The organism is Hymenobacter translucens (genome assembly GCF_020685205.1).
GTDB classification, from domain to species: Bacteria; Bacteroidota; Bacteroidia; order Cytophagales; family Hymenobacteraceae; genus Hymenobacter; species Hymenobacter translucens.
Genome location: NZ_JAJERB010000009.1, coordinates 135697 through 147736, shown reverse-complemented (window position 1 = coordinate 147736; position 12040 = coordinate 135697). Strand labels below are relative to the sequence as shown.

Genomic DNA, 12040 nt, shown 5'->3' with positions numbered 1-12040 from the left:
TTCGTAAATATCCAACTTTTCCGGGCAAAGCCACCAGCCTCGGGTGGTTAAGCAAATGAAAGACAACCGCACCCACGCAGAGTTGCACGCTGCTCGGCTTTAAGCAGCTACACGTGGTATCTTCGCGGAGTTCAATGCCTTTATCTTTCGCCGTTAATTCAGCCCTATCCATGAAGATCCTGCCTGTTATCCTGCTTCTGATTTGCCTGTCAGCCTGCAAAAAGAAAGATACCACACCCACCATCGACTTCGGCCCCGGCCAGGGCTACAGCAGCCGCAATGCGCAGAACATTCAAACGGGCGAGCAGGACCCAACCGACTGGACCCTGGACGGTAGCTGGAACGAGCAAGAGAAAGCCCTCTTCAGCTCGTTGCCGGTTGACCTCAACAGTTCAGTACAAGGTTCTGGAGCAGTCCGGGGCCTGTACCCCAACCCGGCAGCCACCGCAGCAAAGCTCACCATTGAAGCTCAATCCACAGCCAGCCTGCATCTTATAATCGTCGATAAAAAGTACCAGGTTTTATCCGAAGCAGCGCCCAGCATTGCCCGTAGCTCTCATACTTTCGCCTTTGATCTGGCAGCCCAAGGCCTGCAGAAAGGCCAATTGTACCGGCTCTACTACGTGCTCTATAACGGCAATACGCTTTACTACAAAGGCCACGGCGACATCAAGATGTTTGATTAGCTGTTCGTTGTCAGTTGTCAGAACTACTTTTTCCGGACAACGGACAACTGACAACTGACAACTAAAATACCCAGAACAGAAACAGCCCCGCCCGGAAAGTACCGGACGGGGCTGTTTAGTTTAGGCGGCTTGCGCAGCTCTACACGTCGAACTTGATGCCCTGAGCCAGGGGCAGCTGGTCGGAGTAGTTGATGGTATTGGTCTGGCGGCGCATATAGATTTTCCAGGCATCCGAGCCGGACTCGCGGCCTCCGCCGGTTTCCTTCTCACCGCCAAACGCGCCGCCGATTTCGGCGCCCGAGGTGCCGATGTTGACGTTGGCAATGCCGCAGTCGGAGCCCGTGGCGGCCAGGAAGGCCTCCGACTCGCGCATGTTCAGGGTGAAAATGCTCGACGAGAGGCCCTGGCGCACACCGTTCTGAACTTCAATAGCGTCTTCCACGCTGCCGCTGTACTTGATCAGGTACAAAATGGGCGCAAAGGTTTCTTCCTGCACGGTGTGGTACTCGTTGCGGGCTTCCACTAGGGCGGGCTGCACGTAGGTGCCGGTTTCGTAGCCAGCACCGCTGAGCACTTCGCCCCCGCAGAGCAGGGTGCCGCCTTCCTGCTGCACGGCCGCCAGCGCCTTGGTGAACGAGCTTACCGCGTCCTGGTCGATAAGCGGGCCCACGAGGTTGCCTTCCTGCAGGGGGTTGCCGATGGGCAGCTTGGGGTAAATGGCCAGCAGGCGGTTTTTCACGTCCTCGTAGATCGAGTCGTGGATGATGAGGCGGCGGGTGGTCGTGCAGCGCTGTCCGGCCGTGCCTACGGCCCCGAAGACCACGGCGCGCATGGCCATGTCGAGGTCGGCGTACTGGGTGAGGATGATGGCGTTGTTGCCGCCCAGCTCGAGCAGGGCGCGGCCCAGGCGGGCACCTACCACCTCGCCTACCTTGCGGCCCATCCGGGTAGAACCGGTAGCCGACACGAGCGGCACCCGGCCGTCAGCAGCCATGGCTGCTCCAACTTCGGCGTCGCCGATAATGACGCTGAAGATGCCCTCGGGCAGGTTGTTCTCAATCAGCACGTCCTTGATGATGTGCTGCACGGCCACGGCCACCAGCGGGGTTTTCTCCGAGGGCTTCCACACACTTACGTCGCCGCAGACGGCGGCCAGCATGGCGTTCCAGCTCCACACGGCCACCGGGAAGTTAAAAGCCGAGATGATGCCGACGACGCCCAGTGGGTGGTACTGCTCGTACATGCGGTGCACGGGCCGCTCGGAGTGCATGGTCAGACCGTATAGCTGGCGCGAAAGACCGACGGCGAAGTCGCAGATGTCAATCATCTCCTGCACCTCGCCGAGGCCTTCCTGCAGAATCTTGCCCATCTCATAGCTCACGAGCTTGCCCAGGGGCTCCTTGTACTCGCGGAGCTTATTGCCGATCTGGCGCACAATCTCGCCCCGCTTCGGCGCGGGCACCTGCCGCCAGGTTTTAAAGGCTTCCTGGGCCGTGCGCACCACTTGGTCGTAGTCGGCGGCGGTGGCCATGGCGACGCTGGCAATCAGCTTGCCGTCGGTAGGCGAGTAGATGGCTTTCAGGTTCTGGCCGGCGCCGCCCCACTGCAGGCCGGTGCTGAAGGCGGGGTTTTCGGCCTGCACGCCCAGCTCGCGCAGCACCTGGCGGATACCGTGGTGGTCGTGGTCCTGTACGTCGGTGCCGGTGGCGGCAGCTTCTTCGATGGCTAATTTCATGGGTGGGTTTCTGAGGGCTTAGGGTCTTGGAGACTTGGGAGTTCAGCGGAACGCAAAGCTAACAAAAAAGCCTCCGGCCCGAAGGCACGGAGGCTTTTGAACTTGCCGGGCCAGTCCGCTTAGTTAGGCTGGCCGATCGGGTAGTAGGCTTTGCGGCCATCGGGGTAGTAGCCCTCAACCAGGGCGCCCTCCCCGTTTTTGGCGGCTTCGAGGAAGCGCTGCACGTCCTGGGGCTTGCTTACCTTGTGCTTGTCGATGCTGGTGATGATAAAGCCGTCGGCAATGCCGGTTTCGCGGAAGTTGCTTTTGCCGATGCCGGTGATTTTAGCCCCGCCTTCGAGGCCGAGGCGGTTCATCTCCTGCTTGCTGAGCGGGGCCAGCGTCGCGCCTTCGTACTTGATGGTCGATGCCGTTTCCTCGCGGATGATGTCGGTCGTGCCGGTGCTGTTGCGCAGCGTAGCCGTCACGGTCTTGGGCGAAGAGTCGCGCAGGAACGACACCTTAATCTTGTCGCCGGGGCGGAAACGGGCTACCTGCTCCTGCAGCTGGGACGAGGTATTCACCGTCACGCCGTTGATTTCGGTGATGATGTCGCCTTCCCTGAGGCCGGCCTCTGCGGCGGCGCTGTTCTGGCCCAGGCCCATCACGTACACGCCGTTCAGGGTCTTGAGCTTTTTCTCCGAGGCCAGGGTAGCATCTACCTCGCGGATGTTTACGCCGAGCAGGGCGCGCTGCACCACTTTGTACTTCAGCAGGTCGTCCACCACCTTGCTCACGATCGAACTGGGCACGGCAAACGAGTAGCCCTCAAATGCTCCCGAGCGGGACGCAATGGCGGAGTTGATGCCGACCAGGTCGCCGTTCAGGTTTACCAGGGCACCACCGGAGTTGCCGGGGTTTACTACGGCGTCGGTTTGCAGGAACGACTCGATGCCCATGTTATCCTCCCGGCGCAGGATGTTGATGTTGCGGCCCTTGGCGGAGATAATACCGGCCGTTACGGTTGAGTTCAGGTTGAAGGGGTTGCCCACGGCCAGTACCCACTCCCCAACCTTCACCTGGTCGGAGTTGCCGTAGCGGATAAAAGGCAGGCTGGTGGCATCCACTTTCAGTAAGGCCAGGTCGGTGTTGGGGTCAGTGCCCACCAGCTCGGCCTTGAACTTGCGCTTGTCGTCGAGCACGACTTCAATCTTGTCGGCTTTATCAATCACGTGGTTGTTCGTGACGATGTAGCCGTTGGCGGCAATGATTACGCCCGAGCCCGAGCCCATCTGCGGTCCGGCCTGGGGCGAATGGTACTGCCCCAGGTCGTCGCCGAAGAACTGCCGCAGGAAAGGATCCATCCGGGCCGCGCCGTTATCGCTCATCTTGGGGGCGTACTCGGTCATGACGTGCACTACGGCGGGCGTCACCGAAGCGGCCGCGGCCACAAAGTTGAGCCCTTCGGGTACCGCGTAGGTGCTGCTGCGCAGCTCACTGGTGTAGCGCACGTTGGGGTCGGCGGCCACGGCCTGGGGCGCGTAGGGGCGCTCCGGCTCCAGTAGCTTGTAACCACCCACGGCCACACCGCCGCCGAGAACGGCGGAACCGAGCAGGCCGAGCATCATTTGTTTTGCTTGCATGGATAGTGAAATGATGGGGTTAGGAAAAGAGAAGGGAAGTTAGTCAGGAAAAGACGAGTTAGCAATGAATTGGCTGCTAACGCGAGAGTAGGGCTGATTCGTATTCGGTTGCATCGGGTGGCAGCGTAGGCGGCGGCTACCCGGGGCCCAAGGCTAAAGTAACAACACTTAAACCAAGAAAAAAGGCACCGCAAAGGGTGCCTTTTTTGCAGTTCCTGGGGCGCTTAGCGCACCTCAATCTGATATTTCGTCACTTTCTTGCTGTCAAAAGGCAGCAGCACGTGCAGCACACCGTTGGTCAGCTGGGCGTCGATGGCCGTCACGTCAATCGTGTCCGGCAGACGGAAGCTGCGGCTGAAGCTGCCGTAGGCGCTTTCAACGCGGCGCAGCTTAGGAGCTTTCTCGTCTTCCTCATTTACCGGGGACTTGCGCTCCCCGCTGATGAGCAGGCTGCCATCCTGGAAGTCAATCTTGATGGCGTCTTTCTCAACGCCGGGTACGGTCAGCAGAATTTCGAAGCCGGTTTCCGACTCAAGGATGTCGGCCTGGGGTACGAAGCTCTGGCTGGGCTCGTGCAGGGCCGGCAGGGTTTCGCGCAGCACCTCATTCAGCATCGAGTTGAAGGCTTTGGCCGGACGAAGGGAAGGACGGTTGTTGTACAGAAGCGTTGCCATGGTTGTAGTAACGTTTAAGTGGTTATGAGTTTTAGAATCAGGGGTACCGACCAGCGGTACACCCCTACTCTATAAATTCTGTACCATCCCAGAAAACGCCTTTACACAATGACAAAAAGTCACAATAATTAAAATGCAGTTTTGAGCACGCAACCTGAAACAGCTAACAAACTTGCTTTTCAAACCACAAACGGTCATTTTATCCCTTTACCAGCAATGACAATTTGACCAAACCATTGCAGACAACTTGTAGACTTACGTCGGCTGGGGGCCTCCCCTGAGCCCCTAGTGCTGGGTTGGCAGCTGCCGGCGCTCGTACGGGGCTCCGCCCCTGAACAGCGTATAGCGCACATCCAGCCCGAACACGGGAGCAGTCAGGTTGAGCGGCCCTGCCGGGGTGGTGACCCGTCCCTGGTCGTCGGTTTGCTCCAACGCGAAATTGTAGCTCGTATCAAGGCTAACCCAGGGCGTGAAGTCGAAATGAGGCGAGAAACGGATGCCGACTTCGGCGCGGGCAAAGGTGAAATCAATAACCCGCTCCTTGGGCTCGTCCTCGGGCCGCTGCAGGCGCAGGAAAGCGGCTGCCGCCACCGAAACGCGGGGGCGCAGGCCCACCTGGTTCAGCATAAATACCCGGTCAAGGTCCAGGCGCAGGCTGCCCGAAGCCCGGGTATAGCGCGCGTCGATGCCGGAGAAACTGTATTCGGCACCCAGGCGCTGCCGGAAGTTGAATTGCCCAAACGTATTCCAATGGCGCAGGAACAGCTCCGGCGTAACGTCCACCACACTTTTACTGGTACCACCAAAAGATGCAAGCTGTCGGCCGTAAGCCGACAGGTTACTGCCCCCGCTCCATTTCTCGCTCCAGAAATGCTCGTAGCCCGCCCGACCTTCGACACCCAGCACGGTGATTCCGTCGACACCGCCGGGCAGGATGCTTCCGTTGGTGCTGAAGAGCAGGTAGTCGTCCCCATTCAACGCATATTCTACCTGGGCCTCGGGCTGCAGCAGTGTACTCACAAAGGCCCGGCGCGTCTGGGCATGCGCAGTGAACGTCAGGCCGGCAAAAGCCAGAACCAGGGTAGCGGGGAAAATCTTAGTCATGGAGGGCGGCTGCGGGGTTCAGAAGACCAGCTTAAGCAGGGCTGCCAGCCGCCAGCTCGCGCAGCGCCAGCCAGGCCATCAGGCCCGGGCCCGTTTCCAGCGCCTGCGCGTCGATGTCGAACGTAGGTGTGTGTACTGAGGAGCTGTTACGGCCGTCGGCGCTGCGGGTACCGAGGCGGTAGAAGCAGGCGTCAGCCGTCTGGGAGTAGTAAGCAAAGTCTTCGGCAGCCATCCACTGATCCAGCTCCACCACGTTTTCGGCGCCCAGATACTCTTCAGCCGCCGCGCGGGTCCGGGCCGTCAGTTGGGGCTCGTTTTCCAGGTACGGGTAGCCCCGGCGGATTTCCAGGTCGCACTCGGCGCCCATGGCGTCGGCCAGCCCTTCCACGAGCCGGCGCAGGTGCCCGTGGGCCTCTTCCCGCCAGCCCTCGTGCAGGGTACGGAACGTGCCCTCGATGTAGACTTCGTTGGGAATAACATTGGTGGCGCCATTGGCAATGACTTTCCCGAACGACAGCACCGAAGGAATCTTGGGGTTAGCCCGGCGGCTTACCAGCTGCTGGGCCGCCACGATAATGTGGGCCGCCACCAGCACGGGGTCGAGGTTCTGCTCGGGCATGGCCCCGTGCCCACCCTTGCCGCGCACGGTCAGGTACAGCTCATCGGTGCTGGCCATGTAGCGGCCGGCGCGCAGGCCGATCTTGCCGGCCGGCAGGTGAGGAAACACGTGCTGGCCCAGCACGCTGGCCGGAGCCGGATTTTGCAGCACGCCTTCCTGGATCATCAGGGAAGCCCCGCCGGGCAGCTTTTCCTCGCCGGGCTGGAAGATCAGCTTGACCGTGCCTTCAAACTCGTCGCGCAGCTGGGTCAGAATGCGGGCCGTCCCGAGCAGGGACGAGGTGTGCACGTCGTGCCCGCAGGCGTGCATCACCCCCGGGTTCTGCGACTTGTAGGGCACCTCGTTGGCTTCCAGAATCGGCAGGGCGTCCATATCAGCGCGCAGCGCTACGGTGCGGGCGCCGGGGTTGCGGCCTTCGATGAGAGCCACCACGCCGGTTGTTGCCATGGGCTGGGGGCTGAGGCCCAGCTGCCGGAGCTGCCCGGACACAAAAGCGGCCGTCTGCGTTTCCTCAAACGAAAGCTCCGGGTGCTGGTGCAGATGCTGGCGTAGCGCTACGGTATCGGCCGCCGCTTCCGCCGCTAGGCTCTTGATGCGGGAAATGAGATGCTGCATGGGTTGTTGAGCTGCAAGCTTTTGTTAGCCGCAAGCTTTAAGCTACAAGCTGCAAGCTGTTGTTGAATAACCAGAAAAGAGCCTGCAGCTTGTAGCTTGGGGCTTGAAGCTCTTTAAAACGTGGTTTTGTTGAGCAGTACCTGGGTGGACTCCAGCTCGGCCTTGGGGGCCAGCGGGCGGATGCGCAGTAGGGCCTGCTCGGCTTCGAGCCGGGTCAGGTAGTCGCCTACCCACAGGCGGTACACGGGCTGCTTGAACGTCATGTAGTCGGTTTCCTCGGGGTAGCGGCTGATGATGGCGCGGCGGATGGCCATGGCCTCGTCGCGCTCCAGCCCGATGTATACCAGCAGACGGAAGCCCTGGGCATACTTCACGTTCTGATTAGTAAACGCCTGGTCGCGCAGACGCTGCTCGATCTGGGTATTCACCTGATTGGTGGGCGCTACGGCGGGCTTACTGGCCGGCGGCGTGGGCAGGGCCTTGGGAGGCGTGAAGACCGGCCGGTAGCGGCTCAGGTCTTCGGGCGCAGCGGCCACGGTGGGCCGGCGGATAGTATCGGGGGCCGTGGTTGCGGTGCGGGCCGGGGCTGAAGCAGCACAGCTTCCCAGCACCAGCAGGGCACTAGTAAAAAGCACGTTACGAAGCAGATAATTCATGTTCTTCCAGCAAAGCCAGACTATTGGAGGAGCCGATCCGGTCGGCGCCGGCTGCTACCAGGGCGAGGGCGGCGGTGCGGGTGCGGATGCCGCCGGCAGCCTTGATGCGGATGTGGGCCGGCAGATGCTGCCGCATCAGGGTAATGTCGGCCACGGACGCGCCGCGGCTGGCAAAGCCGGTGGAGGTTTTCACGAAGTCGGCGCCGGCGGCCGTGCACACCTCACAGGCGGTTATGATTTCCTCGTCGGTGAGCAGGGCCGTTTCGATGATAACCTTCAACAGGCCGCGTTTGACATGGCACAACTCCGCCAGCTGACCGATTTCGTCTTCTACCTCGGTCATGAAGCCTGACTTGAAGGCGGCCACGTTGATAACCATGTCGATTTCCACGGCGCCGTCCGACAATGCCTGGTGCGCTTCGAAAAACTTGACTTTGGTAAGCTGGTAGCCCAGGGGAAAACCGACGACCGTGCACACCGGAATGCCGGTGCCCTGCAGCGTTTCGGCCGCCAGCTTTACGTAGCAGGGCGGCACGCACACGCTGGCAAACCGGGCGCGGGCCGCTTCGGCGCACAGCTGCAGAATCTGCGGGTGCGTAGCATCCGGACGAAGCAGAGTGTGGTCGATGCGGGCGGCGAGGTTCATCATAGAAAGCACAAAGGTAACCAGCGGGCCGCAAGTACGACCGGGCGGGCTGTTCCGGGGTATGGAGGCTTTAACGCGGAGGCGGACCGTTCGTTTAGGCTGCCGCTGCCGGCCAGCGTCAGCTTCGCTTCAGCAAAAGCAAAAAAGGCGGCCGGTGAGTCTCACCGGCCGCCTTTTACTTCAGAGTGCTACGCCTGCTTAGTCAACCAGCACGCAGCGGTTGTTGAGCACGTCTTCCTCTACGGTCTTGTACTTCACGTCGCGCACGATGCGGCCGTCCATGTACTGCACGCTTACTTTCTCGTTGCGGTTGGCAACCTTCTGCGCGCGCACCGGCTGCTGCTTTTCCTGGGCCGGGGCTATGTAGTCGGGGCCGATGTCTTCGGGGCCGGCACCAAGCGAGACAGACGAAATTTCCTTCTCGGCCTTGAGCTTGGGTGCCGGAGCTGCCTCGGGCATCTCGTCCTCCATGTAGTACTCGGGCTCGTTGGTGCCGCCGCCTTCGCCTACCGGCACGTCGGCGTGGAACAAGAAGTTGACGGTTTCCTCGTTTACCTTGCCGATCATCTGCTTGAACAGCTCGAACGACTCGAACTTGTACACCAGCAAGGGGTCTTTCTGCTCGTACACGGCATTCTGCACCACCTGCTTGAGGTCGTCCATGGCGCGCAGGTGCTGGGTCCAGGCCGTGTCAATGACGGACAGGACCACTACCTTCTCCATGCCCCGGATGACCTCGTGGCCTTTGGTGGCCTGGGTGCGGCGCAGGTTGGTAACGGCGGTTACCTGCTTGCGGCCGTCGGTGAAGGGAATGGCAATGTTCTCGTAGGGCGCATTGTTGGCCAGCAGGTCTTCTACCAGGGGCAGGGTGTGCTGGGCAATGTGCTCATTCTTGCTTTCGTAGTAGCCCAGGGCCTCGTCGTAAAGCTTCTGGGTGAGGGCCGGGGCGGTCAGGCCACTCAGGTCCTGCTGCGTGAGGTGGGTTTCGTAGCCGAAAATACGCAGCACGGCCAGCTTCAGGCCTTCGAAGTCACCGGTAGCCTTGCGGCTGGTGGCCACGTCTTCGCACACGTCGTAGATCATGTTCCAGATGTCCAGCTCCAGACGCTCGCCGAACAGGGCGTTGCGGCGGCGCTTGTACACCACCTCGCGCTGGGCGTTCATCACGTCGTCGTACTCCAGCAGGCGCTTGCGCTGGCCGAAGTTGTTTTCCTCGACTTTCTTCTGGGCCCGCTCGATGGAGCTGGTAATCATGGAGTGCTGAATCACCTCGCCTTCCTCCAAGCCCATGCGGTCCATGAGCTTGGCAATGCGGTCAGAGCCGAACAGGCGCATCAGGTTGTCTTCCAAGCTTACAAAGAACTGGGAAGAGCCCGGGTCGCCCTGGCGGCCGGCCCGCCCCCGCAGCTGGCGGTCGACGCGGCGGCTTTCGTGGCGCTCGGTGCCGATAATGGCCAAGCCGCCCGACTCGCGGGCGGTTTCCTTGAGCTTGATGTCGGTACCCCGGCCAGCCATGTTGGTGGCGATGGTCACGGTGCCGGGGTAGCCGGCGTTGGCTACAATCTCGGCCTCCCGCTGGTTCTGCTTGGCGTTGAGCACCTGATGCTGAATGCCGCGCAGCTTCATCATGCGGCTGACCAGCTCTGAAATCTCCACCGAGGTGGTACCCACCAGCACGGGGCGGCCGGCCTGCACCAGGGTCTGGATTTCGTCGGCCACGGCGTTGTACTTCTCGCGCACGGTCTTATAAACCTTGTCGTGCTCGTCCTTGCGCGAAATCACGCGGTTGGTCGGAATCACGACGACGTCGAGCTTGTAGATCGACCAGAACTCGCCAGCTTCGGTTTCGGCCGTACCGGTCATGCCGGCCAGCTTGTGGTACATGCGGAAGTAGTTCTGCAGCGTGACGGTGGCGTAGGTTTGGGTGGCGTCTTCGACGCGCACGTTTTCCTTGGCCTCAATGGCCTGGTGCAGGCCGTCGGAGTAGCGGCGGCCTTCCATTACGCGACCGGTCTGCTCGTCCACGATCTTCACCTTGCCGTCCTCGGTCAGGATGTACTGGTCGTCGCGCTCAAACAGGGTGTAAGCCTTCAGCAGTTGGTTTACCGTGTGCAGGCGCTCCGACTTCTCCTGGTACTCCTGCATCAGGTGGGCCTTCTGGTGCACCTTGTCGTCGTCGTTAATCGCGCCGTTGCGCTCAATCTCGGCAATGGCCGAGCCGATGTCGGGCATGATGAACAGGTGCGGGTCTTCGCCCTGGGCCGTAATCAGGTCGATGCCCTTTTCGGTCAGCTCGATCTGGTTGTTTTTCTCGTCGATGGTGAAGTACATCGGCCGGTCGGCATCCGGCATCTGGCGGGCGCTGTCTTGCAGGTAGTAGTTCTCTACTTTCTGCAGCACGGCCCGGATGCCGGTTTCCGACAGAAACTTGATCAGGGGCTTGCTCTTGGGCAGGCCGCGGTAGGCGCGGAACAGCATCAGGCCGCCTTCGCCTTCCTTAGGGCCGTCGTTGCCTTCCTTGATCAGCTTGCGGGCCTGCACGAGGTAATCCTGCACGACTTTCTTCTGGGCATCCACCAGCATCTGAATGCGGGGCTTGAGCACGTGGAATTCGTGCACGTCGCCACGGGGCACGGGGCCGGAGATGATAAGCGGAGTCCGGGCGTCGTCAATCAGCACGGAGTCCACTTCGTCGACCATGGCGTAGTGGTGCTTGCGCTGCACGAGCTCCTCGGGGTCCCGGGCCATGTTGTCGCGCAGGTAATCGAAGCCGAACTCGTTGTTGGTGCCGTAGGTGATGTCGGCCAGGTAGGCTTTGCGGCGGGCATCGGTATTGGGCTGGTGCTTGTCGATGCAGTCCACGGTGATGCCGTGGAATTCAAACAGCGGGGCATTCCACTCCGAGTCGCGCTTGGCCAGGTAGTCGTTCACGGTTACGATGTGCACGCCGCGCTTCGACAGCGCGTTCAGGAAAGCCGGCAGGGTCGAGACGAGGGTCTTGCCCTCACCGGTGGCCATTTCGGCAATCTTGCCCTGGTGCAGCACCACGCCGCCGATCAGCTGCACGTCGTAGTGTACCATGTCCCAGGTGATTTCGGCGCCGCCGGCCAGCCACTTATTGGCCCAGATGGCCTGGTCGCCCTGGATGGTGACATTGCCCTTGCGGCTGGCGTACTCACGGTCGTAGTCGGTGGCCGTAACCACGAGCTGACCATTTTCCTTGTAGCGGCGGGCGGTATCCTTTACAATGGCGAAAGCCGAGGGCAGCACTTCCAGCAGCACCGCTTCCAGATCCTTGTTGCGCTGCTTTTCGAGCTCATCGATCTGGTCGAATATCTGCTCTTTGGTCGTCACGTCCAGCGCGGCATCGTTGCTGATGCGGTGCTGCAGGGAGTTGATCTGGTCGTCGATGCCCTTGAGGCGCTCGTTGATGCGGTTGCGGACCTCGTCGGTATACTGGCGCAGGGCATCGTCGGAGAGGGATGCCAGTTTGGCATATTCGGCGTTGATAAGCGCCACGTACGGGACAATCTCCTTCAAGTCCCGGTCCGACTTGGACCCAAAGATCTTGGCGACGGTCTTCCCAATGAAATCAAGCATGCTGGTATCTAATTAACTGAAACGCCGGGGCGCACCTCAAATTTACGGCGTTTTTTCGGGAAAGCCCGGCCACACAGCCGTCA

General features: G+C 60.9%; 9 protein-coding genes. 1 reads left to right on the top strand and 8 read right to left on the bottom strand.

Features of this window, described 5'->3' with window-relative positions:
* Positions 1-170 precede the first annotated feature (170 nt).
* The gene (locus LJY25_RS18150; protein ID WP_227609894.1) at positions 171-686 is read left to right on the top strand and encodes a hypothetical protein; all 516 of its coding nucleotides are present in this window, start codon (positions 171-173) and stop codon (positions 684-686) included.
* Between the two features lie 139 nt (positions 687-825).
* Here LJY25_RS18150 and amaB read toward each other — a convergent pair whose 3' ends face one another.
* The 8 genes from amaB to secA form a co-directional block, all read right to left on the bottom strand.
* On the bottom strand, positions 826-2421 hold the full coding sequence (gene amaB, locus LJY25_RS18145; protein WP_227609893.1) for an L-piperidine-6-carboxylate dehydrogenase: 1596 nt from the start codon (positions 2419-2421) through the stop codon (positions 826-828).
* Positions 2422-2540: 119 nt separating this feature from the next.
* Positions 2541-4043: a Do family serine endopeptidase gene (locus LJY25_RS18140; protein WP_227609892.1), complete on the bottom strand. Its 1503-nt coding sequence runs from the start codon at positions 4041-4043 to the stop codon at positions 2541-2543.
* A 224-nt stretch (positions 4044-4267) separates the two neighbouring features.
* Positions 4268-4717, bottom strand: a complete 450-nt coding sequence (locus LJY25_RS18135; RefSeq protein ID WP_227609891.1) for an Hsp20/alpha crystallin family protein — start codon at positions 4715-4717, stop codon at positions 4268-4270.
* 285 nt (positions 4718-5002) lie between these two features.
* On the bottom strand, positions 5003-5821 hold the full coding sequence (locus LJY25_RS18130; RefSeq protein ID WP_227609890.1) for a hypothetical protein: 819 nt from the start codon (positions 5819-5821) through the stop codon (positions 5003-5005).
* 31 nt (positions 5822-5852) lie between these two features.
* Positions 5853-7055: a M20 metallopeptidase family protein gene (locus LJY25_RS18125; RefSeq protein WP_227609889.1), complete on the bottom strand. Its 1203-nt coding sequence runs from the start codon at positions 7053-7055 to the stop codon at positions 5853-5855.
* Positions 7056-7168: 113 nt separating this feature from the next.
* The gene (locus LJY25_RS18120; RefSeq protein WP_227609888.1) at positions 7169-7711 is read right to left on the bottom strand and encodes a sporulation protein; all 543 of its coding nucleotides are present in this window, start codon (positions 7709-7711) and stop codon (positions 7169-7171) included.
* A complete protein-coding gene (gene deoC / locus LJY25_RS18115) occupies positions 7692-8360 on the bottom strand; it encodes a deoxyribose-phosphate aldolase (RefSeq protein ID WP_317206616.1) in 669 nt (222 codons plus the stop codon). The genes LJY25_RS18120 and deoC overlap by 20 nt, the downstream gene beginning before the upstream one ends.
* A gap of 195 nt (positions 8361-8555) precedes the next feature.
* The gene (gene secA / locus LJY25_RS18110; RefSeq protein WP_227609887.1) at positions 8556-11957 is read right to left on the bottom strand and encodes a preprotein translocase subunit SecA; all 3402 of its coding nucleotides are present in this window, start codon (positions 11955-11957) and stop codon (positions 8556-8558) included.
* Between the last annotated feature and the right edge of the window lie 83 nt (positions 11958-12040).